Below are 23099 nucleotides of genomic sequence, written 5' to 3'. Positions count from 1 at the left end.
GATCGGCGATAGTTCCTTCTACGCCGGCCCCTTCGGGCAGCGCGATCTGACGATCAGTTCGCCGCGTCGCTTGCCGCTTCCGATAGCAAGGTGAAGATATAGTCCGAGAACGAACGCCAGCATTCCACCCGGAATGCATCCGCGGCGGTGCGCAGCAGCACGATCTCGGATTTGCCCAGGATCGTGCGCGAAGCCGCCCCGACCGGGAAGGCCTCGAGCGACAGGTCCTGCGGGCAGCCCGAATTGACCGTCACAGCGGCCGCCGGCCCGGCGACCGAGATCGCCACATTGCGATGCGAGATGCCGACCGCGGAGTGAAGCGCCGAGATCTTGGCGCAGTCGGCCAGCGGATCGTTGCCGGTTTCGTCGATGATGAGCCATTCCTCCGGCCCGAGCCACAAGGCGGTGCGTCCGCCCTTCGCCGCCGAGCTCTTCGGCGTCGCCGGCAGCGTCACGCCGAGCGCCTTGGAGAGCGCGGGGACGGAAGCTTCGGGCGCGCGCAGCGAGATGCGTTCGGCCGGCGGCAGGATCTCGACTTTGACGCCCGGCGCCGACACCGCGCGGCCGGCAAGTGCCGGACGCCGCTCGACGGAAGCTGAAGCGCCGGCGGCTTTTGTCTTTGCGGCAGCCTTAGCCATTGAGGCGCTCCCCCTTCTCGTCGACGAACACCATGCCGGTGACCTCCACCTCGATCGTGCCGTTCGGCATCGGCACGTAGAGCGTCTGGCCCATGCGATCGCGGCCGCCGGCGACAAGCGCCAGCGCGATCGAGCGCCCGCAATTCTCCGACCAGTAGCTGGAGGTGACGTGGCCGATCATCTTCATCGGGATCGACTGTTTCGGATCCTCGACGATCTGCGCACCCTCTTCCAGCACGACCTTCGGATCCTTGGTCTTTAGGCCGACCAGTTGCTTGCGGCTCTTGGCGACGAGATCCGCACGCATCATGCCGCGGATGCCGACGAAGTCGGTCTTCTTCTTGCCGACCGCCCAGTCGAGCCCGGCATCGTTCGGCGTCACCGTGCCGTCCGTATCCTGGCCGACGATGATGTAGCCTTTTTCGGCGCGCAGCACGTGCATTGTTTCGGTGCCGTAAGCGGTCGCGCCATGCTTCTGGCCTTCGGCCCACAGCGCTTCCCACACCGCTTCGCCATAGTCGGCCGGCACGTTCACCTCGAAGCCCCGCTCGCCGGTGAAGGACATGCGGAACAGCCGCGTCGGCACGCCGCAGATCTTGCCCTCGCGCACCGACATATGCGGCAGCGCCTCGTCCGACATGTCGATGCCTTCGACCAAAGGTTCGATGATTTTCCGCGCGCTCGGCCCCTGCACCGCGATCACCGCCCACTGCTCGGTGATCGAGGTCAGCCAGACATTGAGATGCGGGAACTCGGTCTGGAGATAGTCCTCCATATGATGCATGACTCGCGGCGCGCCGCCGGTGGTCGTCGTCACGTGGAAGCGGTCCGGCGCCAGCCTGCCGACGACGCCGTCGTCATAGATGAAGCCGTCCTCGCGCAGCATGATGCCGTAGCGGCAGCGGCCGGGCTCCAGCTTCTCCCATGGGTTGGTGTAAAGCAGCTCCATGAACTTCGCCGCATCCGGCCCGACCACCTCGATCTTGCCGAGCGTCGAGGCGTCGAACAGGCCGGCCGCTTTGCGCACCGTCACGCATTCGCGGTTGACGGCGGCGTGCATGTCCTCGCCGGCCTTGGGAAAATACCAGGCGCGCTTCCACTGGCCGACATCCTCGAACACGGCACCTTGGGCGGCCGCCCAGCCATGCGTCGCCGTGCGGCGCGTCGGGTCGAACAGTGCGCCACGCGCATGGCCGACGATCGAGCCGAAGGTAACCGGCGTATAGGGCGCGCGGAACGTGGTGAGACCGACCTGCGGGATCGGCTTGCCGAGCGTCTCGGCGGCGATCGCCAGCCCGTGCATGTTCGACGTCTTACCTTGGTCGGTCGCCATGCCGTTGGTGGTGAAGCGCTTGACGTGCTCGATCGAGTGCATGCCCTCATGCACCGCCTGGCGGATGTCCTTGGCGGTGACGTCGTTCTGAAAATCGACGAAGGCCTTGACCGTGGTGCCCGGCCCGGCGCCGGGCGCAGCGCCCAGCATGCCGCGCGACCAGCTCTCACTGCCATCGACCTTCGGCCTGGCGCCCTGGCCCATCTTGCCGCTGGAATCTTTGCCGCCGGCGTCCCTTGCTGCCTGGGCACCTGCCGCATAGGCCTCGTCGATGGTCGCGTCCAGCCCGTCAGTGCCGTTGCAGGCGCCGACCGACATGCAGTCCTGCGCATAGGCTCCCGGCACGAAGCGCCGCGTCTCCTCGTTGAAGGCGACCTTGCCGCGCGACTGCGAGAAGAGATGCACCGACGGCGTCCAGCCGGCCGACATTAGGATCGCGTCGACCGCGATCGTGCGCTCGCCGCCGCCGTTCTTCGGCTGCACGGTCATCGAGGACACGCGCAGCTTGCCGCCGGCGCTAACCACGGCGCGGCCGAAATTGATCTCGATGCCGAGGCCTCTCGCCTCGTCGATCACCGGTCCGGACGGGTTGTCGCGCAGGTCGACGATCGCGGCGATGTTGACGCCGGCCTTCCTCAGGTCGATCGCCGCCGCATAGGCCGAGTCGTTTGCCGTATAGATGCCGACATTCCTGCCGACCGCCACGCCATAGTGGTTGAGGTAGGCGCGCGCCGCCGACGCCAGCATGATGCCAGGCCGGTCGTTGTTGGCGAACACCATGTGGCGCTCGATGGCGCCGGTCGCGAGCACGACGCGCTTGGCGCGAACCTGCCACAGGCGCTCGCGCGCCAGCTCCCGGCCGGGGCTCTTGAGATGGTCGCTGACCCGCTCGACCAGGCCGACGAAGTTCTGCGCGTAGTACCCGAAAGCTGTCGTGCGCGACAGCACTCGGACATTATCCAGCGCCTTGAGCTTCGCGATCGCGGCTTGCGCCCAGTCAAAGCCGTTCTCGCCTTCAATTTTCGCGCCGCTCTCGAAGCGCAGGCTGCCGCCGAATTCGGCCTGCTCGTCGGCGAGGATCACCCGCACGCCGGTTTCGGCTGCGGCTAGCGCTGCGGCAATGCCGGCCGCACCGCCGCCCAGCACCAGCACGTCGCAATGCGCATAACGTGCGGCATAGTGGTCGGGGTCCGGCCGGTCCGGCGACACGCCAAGGCCTGCCGCCGAGCGGATCTTCGGCTCATAGAAGTTCAACCAGGCCGACTTCGGCCACATGAAGGTCTTGTAGTAGAATCCGGCAGAGAACATCGGCGAGGCGATGTCGTTGACCGCGCCGACATCGAAGGCGAGCGACGGCCAGCGATTCTGCGAATTGGCGGTGAGCCCGTCATAAAGCTCCTGCACGGTCGCGCGCACGTTCGGCGTTTTGCGCGCATCGTCGCGCACGATCTGCACCAGCGCGTTGGGCTCTTCCGCGCCGGCCGACAGGAAGCCGCGCGGCCGGTGGTATTTGAAGGATCGGCCGACCAGATGGACGCCGTTGGCGAGCAAGGCCGAGGCCAGCGTGTCGCCCTCGGTGCCGAGATAGGACTTGCCGTCGAAGCTGAACGAGGCGGTCTTGGCCTGGTTGAGGCGCCCGGCGCCGGAGATGCGGAACGACGCGTTCATTTCGAGGCTCCAGGCAGCTTCGCGGGCTTCGGCTCGCCGGCCTTGTAGGTCATGACGAACTTGTCGGTGACGGTGTCGCGCACGGCGTTGAAGAAGCGGGCGCAGCCATGGATATGCCGCCAGCGCTCATAGATGACGCCTTTCGGGTTCGAGCGGATGAAGAAGAATTTCTCGAAATCGTCGTCGCTTTCGGCGGCAATGTTGGTCGGACGCGCGATATGCGCCTCGCCGGCATTGCGGAACTCGAGTTCCGGGCGCTCTTCCTCGCAATACGGACAGCGGATGAGAAGCATCAATCGACTTTCTTGGATTTGGTCGGCCCACCATGCACAAAGCCGTTATGCCTGCCATGATTGGTCACAACATTCTCTTCGGAGGGGCGGTCTTCAACGAGCAATCCTACTGACCGTAAATTCGCTTTGGCTCGATCGACATCCGCTTGCGTTCGCGGCCCAGAGAAGCGTCTTGGGGAACCGGCATTCAGGAACGTATTTTCGAGTATCTTCGGTATGGCAAACGCCCATACGAAGAAAAAGGTAGGTACCCCGACAGTTACAAACATGGCCAACATAATCGGATCGACCCCGTTGGCCTCGTACCCGACTACTCGAACCAAAATCTCCCTAACCATCAACAGCGCGAACAGCAGCGTGACGCCCACGAGGCCCAGTCCGAAGAGCATGGTGTGGGTCTTGCGTGTCATTGCCGTGGTCAATGCGCTACCGCCGCCGCCGCCGCTTCGTCGATGAGACGGCCGGTGCGGAAGCGCTCGAGCGTGAAGGGCGCGTTGATCGGGTGCGGGTCATCCCTGGCGATGGTGTGGGCAAAGACATTGCCCGAACCTGGCGTCGCCTTGAAGCCGCCCGTGCCCCAGCCGCAATTGACATAGAGGCCCTTGACCGGCGTCTTCGCCAGGATCGGCGAGCGGTCCGGCGTCACATCGACGATGCCGCCCCATGAGCGCAGCATCTTCATGCGCGTGAAGATCGGGAACATCTCGCAGATGGCGTCGAGCGTGTGCTGCAGGATGTGCAGGCCGCCGGTTTGCGAATAGGAGATATACTGGTCGGTGCCGGCGCCGATGACCAGCTCGCCCTTGTCGGACTGCGAGATATAGGCGTGCACCGTGTTCGACATGATGACGCATGGCACCACCGGCTTGACCGGCTCCGAGACCAGCGCCTGCAGCGGATAACTCTCCAACGGCATGCGCACGCCGGCCATGTCCATGATGACCGACGAATGGCCGGCAGCGACGACGCCGACCTTCTTGGCGCCGATGAAGCCGCGCGTCGTCTCGACGCCGGAGACCGCGCCGTTGGCCGCGCGCTTGATACCGGTGACCTCGCAGTTCTGGATGATGTGCACGCCGCGCGCCGAGGCGCCGCGCGCATAACCCCAGGCGACCGCATCGTGGCGCGCCGTGCCGCCGCGGCGCTGCAGCGCGGCACCCATGACCGGATAGCGCGCCTCCTTGGAAATGTTGAGCGGCGGACAAAACTCCTTCGCCTGTTCCGGCGTCAGCCACTCATTGTCGATGCCGTTGAGGCGGTTGGCATGAATGTGGCGCTTGAACACCTGGACGTCATGCACATTGTGCGCGAGCATCATAACGCCGCGCGCCGAATACATGACGTTGTAGTTGAGCTCCTGGCTCAGTCCGTCCCACAGCTTCAGCGCATGGTCGTAGATGCCGGCGCTTTCGTCATAGAGATAGTTGGAGCGGATGATGGTGGTGTTGCGGCCGGTGTTGCCGCCGCCGAGCCAGCCCTTTTCCAGCACCGCGACGTTGGTGATGCCGTGCTCGCTCGCCAGATAATAGGCGGTGGCCAGGCCGTGGCCGCCGGCGCCGACGATGATGACGTCATATTCCTTCTTCGGCTCGGGTGAGGTCCACTGCTCTTCCCAGCCCTTGTGGCCGCGCATCGCCTCGCGGGCAATGGCGAATACCGAGTATTTCTTCACGTTCAGCCTCGCGCCAAAAATCGCGGATCTCGGCCGGGCATCCCCCGGCGCGCGTGGTGTATCACTAGCGAAACGCCGCTGCCACCCTTGCGCTGTTTGCGACGGCGCTTGCCGTTTTGCGCCGCGGCGGCGCGGCGCCTGCCCGACAACTCGCATTCCGATCGTTCAAGACGCAGGAGTCGCGGACATTTGTCGAAAACCTGCATGCCTTGAAGCGTGTGGCCCAGCCGGAAGAGATCGCCCGTTCGGCACTCTACCTTGCCTCCGACGCCTCCAGCTTCACCACCGGCGCGGCGCTGTTTGCCGATGGCGGGGTCTCGATCAATCGGACGTGAATCATCTGACCGTCGGCAGCCATGCTCATCCGCTGGAATAGCTCGATGGGGCCTTGCATTCCGGTCCGTTTTGACGATTTGGTTTCCCCGTCGAAAACGGACCGGAACGATGCTGCTGATCAGAACCTATGTCGCCCAGAGCGCCATCGAAGGCGTCGGCGTTTTCGCCGCCGAGCCGGTCAGGAAAGGCGCCTCCATCTGGCGGCTCGATCCCGATTTCGACCGGCTGATCCCGATGGAGAAATACGAGAAGGCGCCGCTGCATCTCAAGGAGTTGCTCGACCGCTACGCCTATCCGAGCCCGGACAAGCCGGATTTCATGGTCTATGAGGTCGACAACGGCCGCTTCATGAACCATTCCGAGCGGCCGAACACGGATTTCTCGCAATATGGTGGCGCCACAGCGACCCGGGATATCGCGGCCGGCGAGGAAATCACCTGCGACTATGGCGAATTCTTTGAGGATTTCGCCCGCCTGCATCTGGCGACCGCCTAAGGCTCAGACTGGCTAGGCAAGGCGCTCGGACTTCCGATCGCGGTTTCCTGCAATCAACGGTGGACAGCGCGGCCTGATTCTGCTATCAGCCGGCACAATTCGCGGTGCAGGTCACTGCGGAGGCATGGCGGCTATGGGCTGCTTGCCTGAGATTTCAAACCCGAAGACAGGATTGCACGTGCAGGTACTCGTCCGCGACAACAACGTTGATCAGGCGCTTCGCGCGCTGAAGAAGAAGATGCAGCGCGAAGGTATTTTCCGCGAAATGAAGATGCGCGGTCACTACGAAAAGCCGTCCGAGAAGCGTGCCCGCGAGAAGGCGGAAGCCGTCCGCCGCGCCCGCAAGCTGGCCCGCAAGCGCGCCCAGCGCGAAGGCCTGCTGCCGATGACCCCGCGCCCGGCTCCGGCTGGTGCTGCCGGCGCATCGCGTTCGCCGCGCTGATACCGCCAATTTTTCGTCCTTTTCGAAGGATACCGAGGGTGGCGCGATGCGGAATCGCCGCCACCTTTTTGTTTATGCATTCGAGCCGGTTCGGAGAGGGGACGGACCTGACGGCGCGGCGCCAGTGAGGACTGAGATGAACGCAATTACCGTGGAGCGCAGAACCGCTTTTCGCGGCTTCGCCCTGACGGCGGCCCTGCTTTCGGGCCTGACCCTTGCAGCATGCCAGACGGCCCCGACGGGGGAGTTCAACAATATCGACAAGGCGCAAGGCTCGACCGAGAACATCTCCTCGCTGTCGGCTGTCATCCAGCGCAATCCTCAGGATCCCGAGGGCTATAATGTGCGCGGCTCCGCCTATGGCCGCGGCGGCCAGTACCAGGCGGCGCTCAAGGATTTCGACACCGCCATCCAGCTCAATCCGAACTTCTATCAGGCCTATTCGAACCGGGCGCTCATCCAGCGCTTCCTCGGCAACCAGCAGGCAGCGCTTGCCGACTATAACCGCTCGATCCAGATCAACGCCAATTACGACGCCGCCTATATCGGCCGCGGCAATCTCTATCGGAAGGCCGGCCGCGTCAACGACGCCTTCAACGATTTCCAAAAGGCCATCCAGCTCGACACGACCGACGCCCGCGCCTACCACAATCGCGGCCTGATCTATCAGAGCCAGGGCCAACACAAGTTCGCCATCGAGGATTTCTCGACCGCCATCTCGCTGGCGCCGGACGCAGCCGAGCCCTACAACGGCCGCGGCCTCTCCTATCTTGCCATGAACGACGAGGACAACGCCTTCGCCGATTTCAACATGGCCATCAAGCTCGACGGCAAGAACGCCGAGGCCTGGGCCAACCAGGCGCTGATCTACGAGCGGCGCGGCGACAAGGTAAGGGCGGCCAAGTCCTACCGCGAGGCGGTCCACCTCGACCCGAACTACCAGCCCGCCAAGGATGGCCTGTCGCGCACCTCGGCCGGCGCCAGCTGATCGGAAGCTGAGGCCGCCTAGGGGCCGTCGCCCGCGATCGGTCTATTGCGGCGCTGACACGCCGATGGCGGCCCGTTAGCCGCCAACGGCAATGCGTTGGCGCTCGCCATGCTCGCGCCAAGTTTTGGGCGGAACGCTCCTCGCACCTCGACCGTTAAACCGGGGCCGTTTGTTGCGAAAGGACATTTCCGATGATCAAGACACTTGCCTGTGCCGCCGCCGCGCTTGCCGCCACGGTCCTCGCTTCTCCGGTCAGCGCCGGCACGCTCCGGCTCGGCACGCTCGATTGCACCATCGACGGCGGCACCGGTTACGTCATCACCTCCAACAAGGGCGTGTCCTGCGTCTTCCGCCCCTATCATCACGGTCCGGCCGAGCTCTACACGGGCATGATCTCCAAGCTTGGCGTCGATATCGGCCGGACGCATCAAGGTCAGCTTGTCTGGGCGGTTCTCGCCGCCACCCGCCACCATGATGCGGGCGATCTCGCCGGCAGCTATTACGGCGTCAACGCGGAGGCGAGCGTCGTGACCGGCGGCGGCGCCAATCTTCTGGTCGGCGGCCTCGACGGCGCCTTCATGCTTGAGCCGCTGAGCGTCCAGGCGCAGACCGGCGTCAACCTCGCTGTTGCCGTGGCTTCGCTGGACCTCGTCCACTCCTATAAGTGAAACTTTCAAATCAATCAGCATCGATATGGCCCGGGACCCTCGTTCCGGGCCGAATTTTTTAGCGCGCTGCTCGCCGATATCGCCGAAAAAGCCTCTTGAGCTCAACTGCGCTTGAGGTTCTACAAGCCCTGCCGAACTGGATCTGGAGCATGATCCCGAAAAGTGGAACCCGGTTTTCGGAACAGATCATGCTCAAACAATAGAGCCTCGTTCGCAATGCGGATGAGTTGCGGAAAAGCAAGCGGGAGATCGACGTGACGGCAGCAGGCGGCGGCAAGGTGGCCAGCAACAAGGTGGACTGGCGGGCGCTGTGGGCAAGCGGCGACCTGGCGCGCTTCTGCTTCGTCAGTCTCGGCATCCTGCTGCATGCCACCAACGAGACGATGTTGGCGACGGTGATGCCGGCCATGGTCGGCGAGCTGGCCGGCGTGCAGCTCGTTGGCTGGTCGCTGGCGATCTATGAGCTCGGCGCCATCGTCGCTGGTGCCGCGGCCGGGCGGCTGGTGAGCTATGTCGCGCTGCGCTCCAACATGATGGTCGCCGCCCTGCTCTACGCGGCAGGCGCGCTGATTTGCGCCACGGCACCCTCCATGCCGTTCTTTCTCGCCGGGCGGCTGGTCGAGGGACTTGGCGGCGGCGCGCTCGTGTCGCTCGCCTTCGTTTCGGTCGAGCGTCTCTTTCCGCGCAACATCTGGCCGCAGCTCTTCGGCATCATGTCGGCGATCTGGGGCGTCGCCGCCTTCAGCGGACCGATGCTCGGTGCTGTCATGACCGAGTTTCTGTCGTGGCGCTGGGCCTTTGGCGTCTTCACGTTCGGCGGCGCGGCGATGGCGCTGGCGAGCTTCATCGTGCTGGACACGCCGGAGGCGACGAGGCCGCAGGCGGGCAGCGGCACGGCGCCACCCTTTCCCTATCCGGCGCTTGCCTGTCTCGCCATCGCCGTCGTGCTGATCGCCGCCGCCGGCATCGACATCGCCCTGCTGCGCTCGTCGCTGCTGCTGGCGTTCGGGCTGATCGGCCTGGCGCTGTTCATCCGCATCGATGCCCTCAGGCCGCGCTCGCGCCTGTTCCCGTCACCCTTGTTCTCATGGCGCACGCCGCTTGGTTCAGGCATGACGATGGTTGCGGCCTTCTCCGTGGCCACCTGCACCTTCACCATTTACGGGCCGCTGCTTTTGACCACGCTGCACGGCATTCCGATCCTGACCACCGGCTATATCATCGCCGCCGAATCCATCGCCTGGTCGATCCTGTCGATCCTCATCGCCAATGCGCCGCTGGAGCGCGAAAGGCTGATCATCGTCGTCGGCGCGCTGATGATCGCCTCCGGACTCGCCGGCTTCGCCTACTCCATCCCGGCGGGCTCGATCCCGCTGATCCTGCTCTGCGCCCTGCTGCAGGGCGGCGGCTTCGGCGTCTGCTGGCCGTTCCTGACGCGCGTCATCGTCGCTTCGGCCCGCGACGGTGAACAGACGATCGCCTCGGCCGCCGTGCCGACCATGCAGCGCATCGGCTACGCGGTGGGCGCGGCGCTTGCCGGCATCGTGGCCAACGCCAGCGGCTTCTCGGAAGGCCTCAATCGCGACGCGGCCGCAGGCGTCGCCGGCTGGCTGTTCCTGGCTTTCGTGCCGCTTGGGATCCTGGGCTGCATCGCCGCGCTGCGGATCGCGCTGCCGCCAATGCGACCGCAGGCAGCCGCCAGCTAAACCACTGTGGCTTTCAGCCGCTCGGCAATCAATGCGGCAAGCCGTGTCGCCACCTCGTCCTTGCCCATCTCAGGCCACTCCTCGACGCCGGTGCGAGAGACGATGCGCACCTTGTTGCGGTCGCCGCCCATCACGCCGGAAGGGCCGACGCCGCTCCCATGCGAGACGTCGTTGGCGACGATGAGATCGGCGCCCTTCTTCCTGAGCTTGGCCTCGGCGTTGCCGAGGAGGTCCTGCGTCTCGGCGGCAAAGCCGACGACAAGACCGGGTCTGTGCGCATGATGGCCGACGCCGGCCAGGATGTCGGGATTCTCGATCATCTGCAGCGCCGGCGGCCCCTTCCCTGCCACCTTCTTGATCTTTTCACCGGCGGCATTCGCAGTGCGCCAGTCGGCGACGGCGGCGACGAAAACCGCCGCGTCCGCCGGCAAAAGGCTGTCGACCGCGTCCTTCATCTCGGCCGCGGTTTCGATATGCGTGGTCTTTACCCCGGCTGGATCGGCGATGTTCACCGGACCGGACACGAGCCGGACATCGGCGCCGAGCTTCGCCAGCGCGGCCGCGATCGCATGGCCCTGCTTGCCGGACGAGCGGTTGGCGATGTAGCGCACCGGGTCGATCGGCTCATGCGTCGGCCCCGAGGTGACGATGATCCTGCGGCCCGCAAGCGGCTTCGGCTTCTCGTCAAGCATCGCCTCGATCGCGGCCACGATTTCCAGCGGCTCGGCCATGCGGCCTTCGCCCGCCTCGTTGCTTTCCGCCATCTCGCCCTTGGCCGGTCCGACGAAGGCAATGCCGTCCTTCTGCAGGGTCGCCCGGTTGCGCCGCGTCGCCGGATGCGACCACATCTTCGGATTCATCGCCGGCGCCATCAGCACCTTCTTGTCGGTCGCAAGCAGCACCGTGGAGGCAAGATCATTGGCATGGCCGTTGGCGAGCTTCGCCATCAGGTCGGCGGTGGCCGGCGCCACGACCAGCAGATCGGCTTCGCGCGACAGTCTTATGTGGCCGACATCGTGCTCGTCGTTGCGGTCGAACAGCTCGGTGAAGACATGGTCGGCCGAAAGCGCGCCGGCCGACAGCGTGGTGACGAATTCCTGCGCGGCCGACGTCATCACCACCCGGACGGAAGCGCCGCGCTCGCGCAGGCGCCGGATCAGGTCGAGCGATTTGTAGGCGGCGATGCCGCCGGCGATGACGAGCAGGATGCGTTTGCCCGAAAGCGTTCCCCGGATTGATCGCTGGCTTGACCCGGCAGAGGCGGGCGATGCTGGCTGGCCGGGGCCGGTCAGCGCACGCAGCGTCTTCTCGATCTGGTCGATGCGGTCGGCCTGCCCTGCCCGGCCCTCAACCGCCGCCCGGATCATCACCCGTGCCTGCTCCTCCATGGAGCAGCCGTTTTCGGCGGCCAGCTGGCGCAGCAGGTCCTTGATCCCGTCGTCGAGGTTGCGGATCGTGATGCTGGCCATCTGATTGCACCCGCTTCAAATTAGCGCAAGCAATGATAGCAACGCAATCAAACCGCAGCAAGGCGGCGGACGGTCAGACAATCTGCCACGCCATGTAAATCAGCGTCAGCGCTATTACCCACAGCGCTACGCGGCCGGAGCGGGTGTGGCGCGCCTCGGCCTTGCCGATTGCGCGAGCGGTCGCCTCGTCGAAGCGCAGGCCATGCTCGGCCATCAGGTCGATTTCACGCGACAGCCGCTCGGTCCGAACCGCAATGTCCGGCGCCTGCCTCGCTAGCGACATCAACGCCTTGCTGGCGTCCCGCGCGTCGGAGAGCACGCCGCGCGGGCCGAGATTGCCCGCGATCCAGTCGCTGACCACCGGCTCCGAAGTCTTCCACATGTTGAAGGCCGGATCGAGCGTGCGGGCGACGCCTTCGACCACCACCATGGTCTTTTGCAAAAGCACCAGCTCGGTCCGCGTCGCCATGTCGAAGAGGTCGGTGACCTCGAACAGCAGTGTCAGAAGCTTGGCCATCGAGATTGTGTCGGCGGACTGGCCGTGGATCGGCTCGCCGATGGCGCGGATCGCTTGCGCAAAGGCCGAGACATTGTGCTGGCGCGGCACATAGCCGGCCTCGAAATGCACCTCGGCGACGCGCCGGTAGTCGCGCACGATGAAGCCGTAGAGGATCTCGGCCAGAAAACGCCGCTCCTTCTTGCCGAGCCTGCCGGCAATGCCGAGATCGACGGCAACGATGGTGCCGTCCGGCTCGACGAACAGGTTGCCCGGGTGCATGTCGGCATGGAAGAAGCCGTCGCGCAGCGTGTGCCTGAGGAACGACTGGACGAGGTTGGCGGCGATCGTCTTGAGGTCGTGACCGGCGGCGGCAAGGCCGGTCAGATCGTTCATCTTGACGCCGTCGATCCACTCCATGGTGATCACGTCGCGGCCGGTCCGTTCCCAATCGACCGCCGGCACGCGGAAGCCCGGATCGTCCTTGGTGTTTTCGGCGAGTTCGGAAAACGCGGCCGCCTCGAGCCGCATGTCCATCTCGACCTTGGTGGTCTGCGCCAGCGTCTGGGTCACCTCGATCGGCCGCAGGCGGCGCGAGGAGGGGATGTACTTCTCCTGCAGGCGGGCGGCGAGGAAGTAGCTCTCGAGATCCTGGAAGAAGCGATGGCGCACGCCGGGGCGGATGACCTTCACCGCGACCCGTGAAGCCTTTCCGTCGCGAACGACTTCGGCGCCGTGCACCTGGGCGATCGAGGCCGCCGCCACCGGCTCGCCGAAGGTTGCGTAGAGATCCTCGATCCTGCGCCCGAGCGAGGCTTCGATCGCCGCGACCGCTTCCGCCTTCGGGAAGGTGTGCATCTTGTCCTGCAGCAGCGCAAGGTCGACCGCCATGTCGTTGCCGACAACGTCGGGCCGCGTGGCGAGGAACTGGCCGAGCTTCACATAGGATGGCCCCAGCCGCACCACCGCCTGCGCCAGCCGGTCGCCGCGCAGATGGCTTCGGGCGCGGCGGCGGGTGAGCACGCGCGCCAGCCGCCAGCCGAGCTTCGGCATACCGGAAAGCTCTTCGCCGGGCAGCGCCGCGACGACGCCCTCGCGGACCAGCACCCAGCCGGCCCTGGCGAGCCGAAAGCCGGCGCCAACGCTGGTCATCGGACGCCCTGCCTCAAAGCTTCCAGCCCGAATGGAGCGCCGCGATGCCGCCCGAATAGTTGCGGAAAGTGACCCGATCGAAGCCGGCCCGACCAATCATCGCCGCGAAGTTCTGCTGGTTCGGGAACTTGCGGATCGATTCGACCAGGTAGGAGTAAGGCTCGCCGTCGCCGGTCACCGCCCTGCCGATCTTGGGGATGGCGTTGAACGACCAGGCCTCGTAGGCCTTGTCGAGCAGCGGCATGTCGACCTCGGAAAACTCCAGGCATAGGAAGCGTCCGCCGCGCTTCAGCACACGAAAAGCCTCGCTCAGCGCCACATCGATGCGCGGCACGTTGCGGATGCCGAACGCGATCGTATACGCGTCGAAGGTGCCGTCCTCGAACGGCAGCGCTTCGGCATTGGCCTCGACGAAATCGGTGTTTTCCGAAACGCCTTTCTTCTCGGCCCTGTCGCGGCCGACTTCGAGCATCGAGCCGTTAATGTCGAGCACCGTGGCATGCGCCTGGCGATGGCTGGCCTCGATGATGCGGAAGGCGATGTCGCCGGTGCCGCCGGCGACGTCGAGCACCTTCCAGCCCGGCCGCTTCGGGGGGTTGAGCCAGGCGACCATTGCGTCCTTCCACAGCCGGTGCAACCCGCCCGACATCAGATCGTTCATCAGGTCGTATCGATTGGCCACCTTGTGGAAGACGTCGTTGACGAGCGACTGCTTGTCGCCCGCGCCCACCTTCCTGAAACCATAGGAGGTTTCCATGCCGCCCGCGGCCGTGGTTCTCTCAACTGACATTATTTTGATCCGCCATAAAACCGGCGGGACCATAGCCGATCGATGGGGCGGGCGCTATTGTCCAAGGCGCGGTTTTCGGCCGCGCTTTCAAAACGGGTTGGGGAAGAGTCTGCGATGATTTTCCACCCGGAATCGGCGCCACGACAAAAGAATACCGGACGGGATGGCCGCATGATCTTGAAAGCCGAATTGCACTGCCACATCGAAGGGGCAGCGGCGCCCGACCTCGTCGTCAGCCAGGCCCGCAAATACGGCAAGGATGCTTCGCCCTACATCCAGAACGGCTCCTTCGTCTGGCACGATTTCACGTCTTTCCTCGCCGCCTATGATTTTGCTTCCGATCTGTTCCGCACCGAGGAGGATTACGCCCGCCTGACCGATCATTATCTCACCAGCCTCGCCCGCGACGGCGCCATCTATTCCGAGGTCTTCACCTCGCCGGATCACGCGAAAAAGGCCGGCCTTTCGCCCAAGGCCTATACTGACGCGTTGGGCGAAGGCATCGCCCGCGCCAAGGCGAGGACCGGCATCGAGGGGCGCATGATCGTCACCGGCGTCCGCCACGTCGGCGTCGAGGCGATCGAGCAGGCGGCGCGCTTTGCGGCACGCTGCGGCCATCCGCTGGTCACCGGCTTCGGCGTCGCCGGAGACGAGCGCATCGGCGATTTCGAGGACTATGTGCGGGCGTTCGAGATCGCGCGCGAGGCCGGTCTTGGCATCACCATCCACGCCGGAGAATTGATGGGCTGGGAAAGTGTGGCGGCGGCGCTCGACCATATCCGTCCGTCGCGGATCGGCCATGGCGTGCGCGCCATCGAGAACCCCGACCTCGTTCGCCGCATCGCCGCCGAGGGCGTGGTGCTGGAATGCTGCCCAGCCTCCAACATCGCGCTCAAGGTGTTCGATAGTTTCGCCGCGCATCCTTTTCCGGCGCTGCGCGCGGCCGGCTGCAAGGTGACGCTCAATTCCGACGACCCGCCCTATTTCTGGACCTCGCTGAAGCGCGAGTACGACATCGCCGCCGAGTATTTCGCGATGGACGACAAGGCGCTCAGCGCCGTCACCAGGACGGCCATCGAGGCGGCTTTCGTCGACAAGAAGACCAAGGCGATGCTGATCAGCCGGCTCGACTCCAAAGGCCGATGAATGATGAATGGTGAATGGTGAATGGTGAATGGTGAATGGTGAATGGTGAATGGTGAATGGTGAATGGTGAATGGTTCGCCGGCGCTCCGTCCCTGTCAACCGCCAACATGGGCGCATCAGGACTCGCAAACCCCTTCACTATTCACTATTCACCATTCACCATTCACGTTCACTGGAGAAGACCATGCAGGGCGTCACCGTCGTCGACCACCCCCTTGTCCAGCACAAGCTGACCATCATGCGCAAGAAGGAGACCTCGACGGCAGGCTTCCGCCGGCTGCTGCGCGAGATCTCCCTGCTTCTCGGCTACGAGGTGACCCGCAACCTCGAACTGACGACCACCGTGATCGAGACCCCGATCGAGGAGATGGAAGCGCCGACGCTGGAGGGCAAGAAGCTGGTCTTCGCCTCCGTGCTGCGTGCCGGCAATGGCCTGCTCGAAGGCCTGCTCGATCTGGTGCCGGCGGCGCGCGTCGCCCATATCGGTCTTTACCGCGACCATGAGACGCTCGAGGCGATCGAATATTTCTTCAAGGCGCCGAGCGACCTTGCCGACCGTCTGGTGATCGTCGTCGATCCGATGCTTGCGACCGCCAATTCCGCGATCGCGGCGATCGACAAGCTGAAAGGGCGCGGCGCCACCAACATCCGCTTCCTTTGCCTGCTGGCCGCGCCCGAAGGCATCGAGCGCTTCAACAAGGCGCATCCGGATGTCCCGATATTCACCGCCTCGATCGACCGCCAGTTGAACGACAAGGGCTACATCATGCCGGGCCTCGGCGACGCCGGCGACCGCATGTACGGGACCAAGTGAGCGCTTTTTTAACCGCTTGTTTAGGAAAGACTGCGGTTCCGGCGCGCGTTAAAGCTGAAAACACCATGTCGGCCTTAAGATCGACCTTCACGAAGGTCGATCCATGCTGCGCAAGCTTCTTCTCCTTGGCGTGTTTGTCGGAAGCTCGGCATCGATTCCGATCGTCTATCAGTCGAACCCGCAGATGGTGGAGGCCCTGCTGAGATCGGCGGTTGCCTCGCAGGCGGCGTCCCCTGAGGCTCAGCCGGACGTCAATCTCGCTTCGGTTCCAGCCAGGCCGGCGACGCCGATGCCGCTCGGCCGCCAGGTGCTGGTCAATGCCGACGCGCGCGGCCATTTCACTTCCGCCTTCAAGCTCAACGGCCGTCAGATTGACGGGATGATCGACACCGGCGCGACGCTGGTCGCGATCAACATATCGACGGCGCGTCGGATCGGCATCTCGCTCAACCAGTCGGATTTCAATCAACAGGTGAACACGGCGAACGGCGCCATCAAGGCCGCGGTGGTCACCGTCGACCGTCTCCAGATCGGCAAGATTTCTCTCGACAACGTCCAGGCGGTGGTGCTCGACGATCGAGCCCTGCAAACCAATCTGATCGGCATGAGCTTCCTGCAGCGGCTGCAGAAATACGAAGTCCAGGACGGGACGCTGCTGCTGGTGCAGTAGGCGCGCTCTTATAGCGGCAGTATGCGCCTGAGCACCGTCTTTTCTGCGGGCGGTTTCGAGGCGCCGACCGTATAGGCGGCGCGCACCGCGGCGGCGGCAGCTTCGGCGTCGGCCTCGGTCCGCGCTTGGACCAGCGCCAGCGCCTCACCGGCATGCACCTCCGCGCCGACCGGCAGCAGCCGAGTGATGCCGACGGTATGATCGATCTTGTCGTCCGGACGGATGCGCCCGCCACCCAGCGCAACGACGGCAAGCCCGATGTCGCGCGTCGCGATCCCGGTGACGAAGCCGTCCTCGGCCGCTGTGACCGCCAATTCCACTGCCGCTTTCGGCAGATATTTCTCCGGATTCTCGACGAAGTCGGCGGGGCCGCCGAGCGCCGTCACCATGCGTGCGAACACCGCCGCGGCGCGGCCTCCGGCAAGCGTCTCGGCGGCGCGCCTGATCCCGTCCTGGTTGGACGAGACAATTCCCGCCGATTGCAGCATCTCGGCGGCGAGCGCCAGCGTAACGTCCTCCAGCCGGCGGTCGCGGAAACGGCCGGTGAGAAAGTCGACCGCGTTCTTCACCTCGACCGCATTGCCTGCTGCCGAGGCCAGCGGCTCGTTCATGCCTGTCACCAGTGCCGAAGCCTTCAGGCCGGCGCCATTGGCGACCTCGACCAGGCTGTTCGCAAGTGCGGCGGCGTCGCGCGACTTCTCCATGAAGGCGCCGTTGCCGACCTTGACGTCGAGCACAAGCGAGCCGAGCCCGGCGGCAAGCTTCTTCGACAGGATCGAAGCCGTTATCAGCGGCACCGATTCCACTGTGCCCGTCACGTCGCGGATCGCGTAGAGCCGGCGATCGGCGGGCGCCAAATCGGCGGTCTGGCCGATGATGGCGCAGCCTGTCTCGAGCACCGTCTTGCGGAACCGCGCCAAATCCGGCTGGCTGGCGTAGCCGGGAATGGCATCCATCTTGTCCAGCGTGCCGCCGGTATGGCCAAGCCCGCGGCCGGAGATCATCGGCACATAGGCGCCGCAGGCCGCGACGATCGGCGCCAGCATCAGCGAGACATTGTCGCCGACGCCGCCGGTAGAATGCTTGTCGGTGACCGGTCCCGGCAAATCGGACCAGTCGAGCACGTCGCCGGAATCGCGCATCGCGAGCGTCAGCGCCACTGCTTCCTCGCGGCTCATGCCTTTGAGGAACACCGCCATCGCGAAGGCGCCGATTTGGCCTTCCGAGAGCGTGCCGGCCGTGATCCCCCCGATGAAAGCCGCAATCTCGGGCGTCGAGAGCTTGTGGCCGTCACGCTTGCGGCGAATGATTTCCTGAGGGAGCATCAGCTTTCCGGCAGACCTTCCTCGAAGACGCGCCGCAGGATCGCCGCCAGCCGCGCGCCGCCGACCGGCGCCATGTCCTTGGTTTCCTGGTGCGAGAGTTCCGCCCCGGTCATGCCTGCCGCCAGGTTGGTGATGACAGAGCAGGCGGCGACCTTGAGGCCGAGGAAGCGGGCGAGGATCACTTCCGGCACGGTCGACATGCCGACCGCGTTGGCGCCCATGACGCGCGCCATGCGGATTTCGGCCGGCGTCTCGAAACATGGTCCGGAAAACCACATGTAGAGGCCCTGGTGGAGCGCGGTGCCGGTCTCCTTCGCAGCCTGCTCGATCGCCTTGCGCAAGCCGGCATCATAGGCCTCGGTGAGACCGACGAAGCGGCGGTCGCTTGGCTCTCCGATAAGCGGATTGGAGCCGGAGAAGTTGATGTGATCGGTGATCAACATCACCGAGCCCGGGCCCATCTCGGGATCGACCGAGCCGGCGGCGTTGGTGAGGATGAGATGCGAGATGCCGATGCCGGCAAGCACCTCGAGCGCCGGGCGCATCGCGGCGGCGTTGCCGTGCTCGTAATAGTGCGCGCGCCCGGAAAGCATCAGCACCGGCGTGCCGGCGAAATGCCCTGCCACCACCTCGCCGGCGTGGCCGGAGACGCCGCTGCGGGGGAAGCCCGGCAGTTCGGCATAGGGGATGTGCCTTGCGTCCTCGACCTGGTCGACCAGCCCACCAAGGCCGGAGCCCAGCACAAGCGCCGCGGTCGGGGCCAGCCCGTCCAGTTTCTCGACCAGATGATCCAGCGCTTCCTTCATTTCAAGATATCGCCGCTGAAGCCGTAAGGCAGCATGTCGCCCATGGTGACCGTCTCGACCACGCCGGTGTTGTCGCAGAGATAGAGCTTCGTCTCCGGCCGGCAGAATTCCGCCAGCCGCTGCCGGCAGCCGCCGCAGGGCGAGCATTTGGCCATGCGCTCGGCGATCACCGCGATCTCGGTGATCTTGCCGCCGCCGCCCATGATGTAGTGGCCGAGCGCGGTGGTCTCGGCACACCAGCCTTCCGGATAGGACGCCACCTCGATATTGGCGCCGGTGAAGACGCGACCGTCCTCGGTGCGCAGCGCGGCGCCTACGGGAAACTTGGAATAGGGCGCATAGGCCTTGGCCATCGCGGTCTTCGCCGCTTCGAACAGATCATGCGACATTTCCTTCTTCTCTCCCACGATCATGTTCAAATTGCCGGTTGCCGAGACTGCCCGGGCCTCACCGTTCCTTGACATAGGGCACGCCGCCGGCGCGCGGCGGGATCGCCTTGCCGATGAAGCCGGCGAGCAGGATGACGGTGAGCACATAGGGCAACGCCTGCATGAACTGCACCGGCACTTTGCCGATGATCGGCAGCGGCGAGCCCTGCAAGCGGATCGATGCCGCGTCGAGGAAGCCGAACAGCAGGCAGGCGAACATGGCGTTGACCGGCTTCCATTTGGCGAAGATCAGCGCGGCAAGCGCGATATACCCCTTGCCTGCGGTCATGTCCTTCACGAAGCCGCCATTCTGGACCATGGAGAGATACGCGCCGGCGACGCCGGTAAGCACGCCGGTGCAGATCAGCGCGCGGTAGCGCAGCCAGGCGACTGAGATGCCGGCGGTGTCGACGGCGGCCGGATTTTCCCCCACGGCGCGCATCCTGAGACCGAAGCGGGTGCGGAACAGCACCCACCAGGTGAACGGCACCATCGCGAAGGCGAAATAGACTAGGATCGAATGGCCGGAGATCAGCTCGGCGTAGACCGGCCCGAGGATCGGCACGTTGCGGATGGCTTCGGCGCCGGGCCAGACGATCGCCTCGAAGCGCTCGCCCGGCTGCAGCGCCGGCGTGCGGCCGCCCTGCTCGAACCAGGCCTGGCCGAGGATGATGGTCGAGCCGGCGGCGACGAAGTTGATGGCGACGCCGGAGACGATCTGGTTGCCGCGATGCGTGATCGAGGCGAAACCGTGCACCATGGCGAAGGCGACCGAGATCAGGACGGCGGTGCCGAGACCGACAAAGGCCGAATGGAAGACCGAGGCCGCTGCAGCGCCGGCGAAGGCGCCGACCAGCATCTTGCCTTCGAGACCGATATCGAAGATGCCGGCCCGCTCTGAATAAAGGCCGGCAAGACAGGCAAGCAGCAGCGGCACCGACAGGCGGATGGTGGAATCCAGAACCTGGACGATCGCGTTGAAACTGTCCATCTCAGGCCCCCTTCCCCTTGACCGCCTGCATGCCGACCGATTTGGGGCTGACCGATGCGAACAGCGCCTGGATATAGGGCCTGAACATATGCTCCAGCGCGCCAGCGAAGAGGATGACCAACCCTTGAATGATGACGATCATGTCGCGGCTGATCGCCGGCATCTCGAAGGCGAGCTCGGCTCCGCCCTGATAGAGCATGCCGAACAGGATCGCCGCCAGCACGATGCCGACCGGATGCAGCCTGCCCATCAGCGCAACCGCAATGCCGACATAGCCGGCGCCCGAGACGAAATCGATCGCCACATTGTGCTGGTCGCCCATCACCGGATTGAGCGCCATCATGCCGGCCAGCGCGCCCGAGATCATCATCGCGGTGAGGATGATGCGGGTTTCCGAAATGCCGGCATAGCGCGCCGCTTTCGGACTATGGCCGTAGGTGCGCATCTCGTAGCCGAGCTTGGTGCGCCAGATCAGCAGCCAGACCAGGAACGCCATCGCCAGCGCTAGCAGGAAGCAGATGTTGAGCGGCGCCGAACGGATCTTGGCGCCGAACAATTCGATCATCCAGTTGAGCTTCGGCAATTCCGCTCCGGCCAGGAAATTGCGTGTCTGCGGCGCCTGCGATCCGACCGGCTTCAGCGGACCGACCAGCAGATAGACCATCACCGAGGCGGCGATGAAGTTGAACATGATGGTGGTGATGACGATGTGCGAGCCGCGCTTTGCCTGCAGATAGGCCGGGATGAAACCCCAGAGCGCGCCGAACATCGCCGCGGCGACGATCGCCATCGGAAAGATCACCCACCAGGGCAGGACGCTGTCGAAGCTCAGGCAGACGAGCGCGATGCCGAGGCCGCCGATATAGGCCTGGCCTTCGGTGCCGATGTTGAACAGGCTGCAATGCGCCGCCACCGCGACCGACAGCCCGGTGAAGATGAAGGTCGTGGCATAGAACAAGGTGAAGGCGATGCCTGTGCCCTTGCCGAAAGCGCCTTCGACCAGGATGACGGCGGCGCGGAACGGATTTTCGCCGACCAGCATGACGACGAAGCCCGCGACGATGAAAGCAACCGACAGGTTGATCAACGGAATCAACCCATAATCGGCCCAGGCCGGGAGCTTGGCGTAAGGCGTGCTCATTCGGCGGCCTCCTGATGCTCGACACCGGCCATCAAGAGGCCAAGCTCGCCTTCCGTCGCTTCCGGTCCGCGTTCGCCGACGATGCGGCCGGCGAACATCACCAGGATGCGGTCGGACAGCGAGCGAATCTCGTCGAGTTCGACCGACACGACCAGCACCGCCTTGCCCTGATCGCGCATGGCGATCAGCCGCTTGTGGATGAATTCGATGGCACCGACGTCGACGCCGCGCGTCGGCTGGCCGACGATCAGCACGCCGGGATCCTGCTCCATCTCCCTGGCCAGCACGATCTTCTGCTGGTTGCCGCCGGAGAAATTGGCGGTCTTCAGCCGCGGATTGCCGGGACGGATGTCGTATTTCTCGATCTTGTCCTTCGCGTCGGCCATGATGGCATCGACGTTGAGGAACGGTCCCTTCAGATAGCGCTCGTCGTCGTGATAGCCGAGGATCGAGTTCTCGTTCTCCTCGAAGGCGAGCACCAGCCCGACATGGTGGCGGTCTTCCGGCACATGGGCGAGACCGCGGTCGCGCAGTTCGCCGGGATCGGCCTTGCCGGTCAGGTCGATTGGCTTGCCTTCGAGCATGACCTCGCCCGAGACGGCATGCCGGATGCCGGAGATCGCCTCGAGCAGCTCCGACTGGCCGTTGCCGGCCACGCCGGCGATGCCGACGATCTCGCCGCCGTGGACGTCGAAGGAGACGTCGTCGACCATGGTGACGCCGCGTGAATCCTTGACCGTCAGGTTCCTGACCGAGAGCTTTATCGCACCGGCTTCCGACTGGCCCTTCTCCACCCGCAAGAGCACGCGCCGGCCGACCATCAGTTCGGCCAATTCACCGACCGTGGTTTCCTTGGTCACCCTGGTGGCCACCATGGTGCCCTGGCGCATGACCGAGACAGTGTCGGTGATGGCCATGATCTCGCGCAGCTTGTGGGTGATAAGCACCACCGTTTTTCCCTGCTCCTTCAACTGCTTGAGGATGCGGAACAGATGGTCGGCCTCGGCTGGCGTCAGAACCCCGGTCGGCTCGTCGAGGATCAGGATCTCGGCGCCGCGATAGAGCGCCTTGAGGATCTCGACACGCTGCTGCAGGCCGACCGGCAGTTCCTCAATGATGGCGTCGGGATCGACCTCGAGGCCGTATTCGCGCTCCAGCCGCTCGAGCTCGGAGCGCGCCTTGGCGATGCTGCTCTTCAACAGCGCATCAGTCTCGGCCCCGAGGATGACGTTCTCCAGCACCGTGAAATTGTCGACCAGCATGAAATGTTGGTGCACCATGCCGATGCCGAGCGCTATCGCGTCGTTTGGGGTGTTGATCGACACCGGCTTGCCGCCGACGCGAATTTCGCCGCTGTCGGCCTGGTAGAAGCCATAGAGGATCGACATCAGTGTCGATTTGCCTGCGCCGTTCTCGCCGACAATGCCGTGGATGGTGCCGCGCGTGACTTCCAGGTTGATGTCGCGGTTGGCGCGCACGGCGCCGAAACTCTTGTTGATGCCTATGAGCTCGATTGCGGCTTGCGCCATGCAGCCTGTCCCACTCGTTATTTTTTATCGCTTGGTCAAAATGCCTAGCATGATGCCCCGCCCGTGCCAATTGGCCGGAACGCCATTCACTCTCGACAAATCC

At 64.8% G+C, this 23099-nt stretch carries 22 protein-coding genes and 1 pseudogene; 9 read left to right on the top strand and 14 right to left on the bottom strand.

Annotated elements, in window-relative coordinates; genetic code table 11:
* Window positions 1-53 precede the first annotated feature (53 nt).
* Genes CK220_RS09275 through CK220_RS09255 form a run of 5 tightly spaced genes read right to left on the bottom strand, consistent with a single transcriptional unit; the run spans window position 54 to window position 5604 of the window.
* A complete protein-coding gene (locus tag CK220_RS09275) occupies window positions 54-638 on the bottom strand; it encodes a sarcosine oxidase subunit gamma (protein ID WP_095811250.1) in 585 nt (194 codons plus the stop codon).
* The gene (locus tag CK220_RS09270; protein ID WP_095811249.1) at window positions 631-3639 is read right to left on the bottom strand and encodes a sarcosine oxidase subunit alpha; all 3009 of its coding nucleotides are present in this window, start codon (window positions 3637-3639) and stop codon (window positions 631-633) included. Before CK220_RS09270 ends, CK220_RS09275 begins: the two co-directional genes overlap by 8 nt.
* A complete protein-coding gene (locus tag CK220_RS09265) occupies window positions 3636-3932 on the bottom strand; it encodes a sarcosine oxidase subunit delta (protein ID WP_067325793.1) in 297 nt (98 codons plus the stop codon). The genes CK220_RS09270 and CK220_RS09265 overlap by 4 nt, the downstream gene beginning before the upstream one ends.
* Window positions 3932-4342, bottom strand: a complete 411-nt coding sequence (locus tag CK220_RS09260) for a hypothetical protein (protein WP_095811248.1) — start codon at window positions 4340-4342, stop codon at window positions 3932-3934. The genes CK220_RS09265 and CK220_RS09260 overlap by 1 nt, the downstream gene beginning before the upstream one ends.
* Before the next feature lie 8 nt (window positions 4343-4350).
* Window positions 4351-5604, bottom strand: coding sequence for a sarcosine oxidase subunit beta (locus CK220_RS09255; RefSeq protein WP_095811247.1), 1254 nt, complete (start codon window positions 5602-5604; stop codon window positions 4351-4353).
* Window positions 5605-5750: 146 nt separating this feature from the next.
* Between CK220_RS09255 and CK220_RS09250 the strand changes: the two are divergent.
* The 6 genes and pseudogenes from CK220_RS09250 to CK220_RS09225 all read left to right on the top strand — a co-directional run.
* Window positions 5751-5939, top strand: a pseudogene (locus tag CK220_RS09250) (SDR family oxidoreductase); the annotation flags it as partial.
* Between the two features lie 109 nt (window positions 5940-6048).
* Window positions 6049-6435, top strand: a complete 387-nt coding sequence (locus CK220_RS09245) for an SET domain-containing protein-lysine N-methyltransferase (RefSeq protein ID WP_095811246.1) — start codon at window positions 6049-6051, stop codon at window positions 6433-6435.
* 178 nt (window positions 6436-6613) lie between these two features.
* A complete protein-coding gene (rpsU, locus tag CK220_RS09240; RefSeq protein ID WP_040969057.1) occupies window positions 6614-6877 on the top strand; it encodes a 30S ribosomal protein S21 in 264 nt (87 codons plus the stop codon).
* A gap of 136 nt (window positions 6878-7013) precedes the next feature.
* Window positions 7014-7865 carry a tetratricopeptide repeat protein gene (locus tag CK220_RS09235; protein ID WP_095811245.1) on the top strand — a complete coding sequence of 284 codons (852 nt, stop codon included), beginning with the start codon at window positions 7014-7016 and terminating at the stop codon, window positions 7863-7865.
* A gap of 191 nt (window positions 7866-8056) precedes the next feature.
* Entirely contained in the window at window positions 8057-8533 is a 477-nt protein-coding gene (locus CK220_RS09230; protein ID WP_067002615.1) for a DUF992 domain-containing protein, read from the top strand.
* Window positions 8534-8787: 254 nt separating this feature from the next.
* On the top strand, window positions 8788-10239 hold the full coding sequence (locus CK220_RS09225; protein WP_176479036.1) for an MFS transporter: 1452 nt from the start codon (window positions 8788-8790) through the stop codon (window positions 10237-10239).
* Here CK220_RS09225 and coaBC read toward each other — a convergent pair.
* From coaBC to ubiE, 3 genes are all read right to left on the bottom strand, one after another.
* On the bottom strand, window positions 10236-11708 hold the full coding sequence (gene coaBC, locus CK220_RS09220) for a bifunctional phosphopantothenoylcysteine decarboxylase/phosphopantothenate--cysteine ligase CoaBC (RefSeq protein WP_210201414.1): 1473 nt from the start codon (window positions 11706-11708) through the stop codon (window positions 10236-10238). The two genes, CK220_RS09225 and coaBC, sit on opposite strands and share 4 nt — an antisense overlap.
* 73 nt (window positions 11709-11781) lie before the next feature.
* On the bottom strand, window positions 11782-13356 hold the full coding sequence (gene ubiB / locus CK220_RS09215; protein ID WP_095811244.1) for a 2-polyprenylphenol 6-hydroxylase: 1575 nt from the start codon (window positions 13354-13356) through the stop codon (window positions 11782-11784).
* A 13-nt stretch (window positions 13357-13369) separates the two neighbouring features.
* Window positions 13370-14146 (bottom strand): bifunctional demethylmenaquinone methyltransferase/2-methoxy-6-polyprenyl-1,4-benzoquinol methylase UbiE, encoded by a 777-nt coding sequence (ubiE, locus tag CK220_RS09210; RefSeq protein WP_095811243.1) that lies wholly within the window; start codon window positions 14144-14146, stop codon window positions 13370-13372.
* Between the two features lie 171 nt (window positions 14147-14317).
* Here ubiE and CK220_RS09205 point away from each other — a divergent pair, with 171 nt between their 5' ends.
* The 3 genes from CK220_RS09205 (at window position 14318) to CK220_RS09195 (ending at window position 16776) form a co-directional block, all read left to right on the top strand.
* Window positions 14318-15292: an adenosine deaminase gene (locus CK220_RS09205; protein WP_095811468.1), complete on the top strand. Its 975-nt coding sequence runs from the start codon at window positions 14318-14320 to the stop codon at window positions 15290-15292.
* A 184-nt stretch (window positions 15293-15476) separates the two neighbouring features.
* On the top strand, window positions 15477-16106 hold the full coding sequence (gene upp / locus CK220_RS09200) for a uracil phosphoribosyltransferase (protein ID WP_095811242.1): 630 nt from the start codon (window positions 15477-15479) through the stop codon (window positions 16104-16106).
* Between the two features lie 103 nt (window positions 16107-16209).
* Complete coding sequence (locus CK220_RS09195) at window positions 16210-16776, top strand: TIGR02281 family clan AA aspartic protease (RefSeq protein WP_095811241.1); 567 nt, start codon at window positions 16210-16212, stop codon at window positions 16774-16776.
* An 8-nt stretch (window positions 16777-16784) separates the two neighbouring features.
* Here CK220_RS09195 and deoA read toward each other — a convergent pair whose 3' ends face one another.
* From deoA to CK220_RS09165, 6 genes are read right to left on the bottom strand one after another with little or no spacing between them, the layout of a single operon-like run.
* Window positions 16785-18101 carry a thymidine phosphorylase gene (deoA, locus tag CK220_RS09190; RefSeq protein WP_095811240.1) on the bottom strand — a complete coding sequence of 439 codons (1317 nt, stop codon included), beginning with the start codon at window positions 18099-18101 and terminating at the stop codon, window positions 16785-16787.
* Window positions 18101-18907, bottom strand: coding sequence for a purine-nucleoside phosphorylase (locus tag CK220_RS09185; protein ID WP_095811239.1), 807 nt, complete (start codon window positions 18905-18907; stop codon window positions 18101-18103). The genes deoA and CK220_RS09185 overlap by 1 nt, the downstream gene beginning before the upstream one ends.
* On the bottom strand, window positions 18904-19296 hold the full coding sequence (gene cdd, locus CK220_RS09180) for a cytidine deaminase (RefSeq protein WP_176479035.1): 393 nt from the start codon (window positions 19294-19296) through the stop codon (window positions 18904-18906). Before cdd ends, CK220_RS09185 begins: the two co-directional genes overlap by 4 nt.
* Before the next feature lie 58 nt (window positions 19297-19354).
* Entirely contained in the window at window positions 19355-20326 is a 972-nt protein-coding gene (locus CK220_RS09175) for an ABC transporter permease (protein ID WP_095811237.1), read from the bottom strand.
* A 1-nt stretch (window position 20327) separates the two neighbouring features.
* Window positions 20328-21467, bottom strand: a complete 1140-nt coding sequence (locus CK220_RS09170; protein WP_095811236.1) for an ABC transporter permease — start codon at window positions 21465-21467, stop codon at window positions 20328-20330.
* Entirely contained in the window at window positions 21464-22996 is a 1533-nt protein-coding gene (locus CK220_RS09165; protein ID WP_095811235.1) for an ABC transporter ATP-binding protein, read from the bottom strand. The genes CK220_RS09170 and CK220_RS09165 overlap by 4 nt, the downstream gene beginning before the upstream one ends.
* Window positions 22997-23099: the final 103 nt, after the last annotated feature.

This window comes from Mesorhizobium sp. WSM3860 (genome assembly GCF_002294995.1).
In the GTDB taxonomy this organism is placed as follows: domain Bacteria; phylum Pseudomonadota; class Alphaproteobacteria; order Rhizobiales; family Rhizobiaceae; genus Mesorhizobium.
This window is presented reverse-complemented; position numbering and strand designations above follow the sequence as displayed.

Coding starts and splice junctions, on each gene's coding strand:
- ubiE (WP_095811243.1), bottom strand. CDS start 14,146: ATGTCAGTTGAGAGAACCACGGCCGCGGGCGGCATGGAAACCTCCTAT.
- cdd (WP_176479035.1), bottom strand. CDS start 19,296: ATGTCGCATGATCTGTTCGAAGCGGCGAAGACCGCGATGGCCAAGGCC.
- CK220_RS09270 (WP_095811249.1), bottom strand. CDS start 3,639: ATGAACGCGTCGTTCCGCATCTCCGGCGCCGGGCGCCTCAACCAGGCC.
- CK220_RS09175 (WP_095811237.1), bottom strand. CDS start 20,326: ATGGACAGTTTCAACGCGATCGTCCAGGTTCTGGATTCCACCATCCGC.
- coaBC (WP_210201414.1), bottom strand. CDS start 11,708: ATGGCCAGCATCACGATCCGCAACCTCGACGACGGGATCAAGGACCTG.
- CK220_RS09165 (WP_095811235.1), bottom strand. CDS start 22,996: ATGGCGCAAGCCGCAATCGAGCTCATAGGCATCAACAAGAGTTTCGGC.
- CK220_RS09245 (WP_095811246.1), top strand. CDS start 6,049: ATGCTGCTGATCAGAACCTATGTCGCCCAGAGCGCCATCGAAGGCGTC.
- CK220_RS09230 (WP_067002615.1), top strand. CDS start 8,057: ATGATCAAGACACTTGCCTGTGCCGCCGCCGCGCTTGCCGCCACGGTC.
- CK220_RS09275 (WP_095811250.1), bottom strand. CDS start 638: ATGGCTAAGGCTGCCGCAAAGACAAAAGCCGCCGGCGCTTCAGCTTCC.
- upp (WP_095811242.1), top strand. CDS start 15,477: ATGCAGGGCGTCACCGTCGTCGACCACCCCCTTGTCCAGCACAAGCTG.
- CK220_RS09195 (WP_095811241.1), top strand. CDS start 16,210: ATGCTGCGCAAGCTTCTTCTCCTTGGCGTGTTTGTCGGAAGCTCGGCA.
- CK220_RS09260 (WP_095811248.1), bottom strand. CDS start 4,342: ATGACACGCAAGACCCACACCATGCTCTTCGGACTGGGCCTCGTGGGC.
- CK220_RS09265 (WP_067325793.1), bottom strand. CDS start 3,932: ATGCTTCTCATCCGCTGTCCGTATTGCGAGGAAGAGCGCCCGGAACTC.
- CK220_RS09185 (WP_095811239.1), bottom strand. CDS start 18,907: ATGAAGGAAGCGCTGGATCATCTGGTCGAGAAACTGGACGGGCTGGCC.
- deoA (WP_095811240.1), bottom strand. CDS start 18,101: ATGCTCCCTCAGGAAATCATTCGCCGCAAGCGTGACGGCCACAAGCTC.
- CK220_RS09205 (WP_095811468.1), top strand. CDS start 14,318: ATGATCTTGAAAGCCGAATTGCACTGCCACATCGAAGGGGCAGCGGCG.
- CK220_RS09170 (WP_095811236.1), bottom strand. CDS start 21,467: ATGAGCACGCCTTACGCCAAGCTCCCGGCCTGGGCCGATTATGGGTTG.
- ubiB (WP_095811244.1), bottom strand. CDS start 13,356: ATGACCAGCGTTGGCGCCGGCTTTCGGCTCGCCAGGGCCGGCTGGGTG.
- CK220_RS09235 (WP_095811245.1), top strand. CDS start 7,014: ATGAACGCAATTACCGTGGAGCGCAGAACCGCTTTTCGCGGCTTCGCC.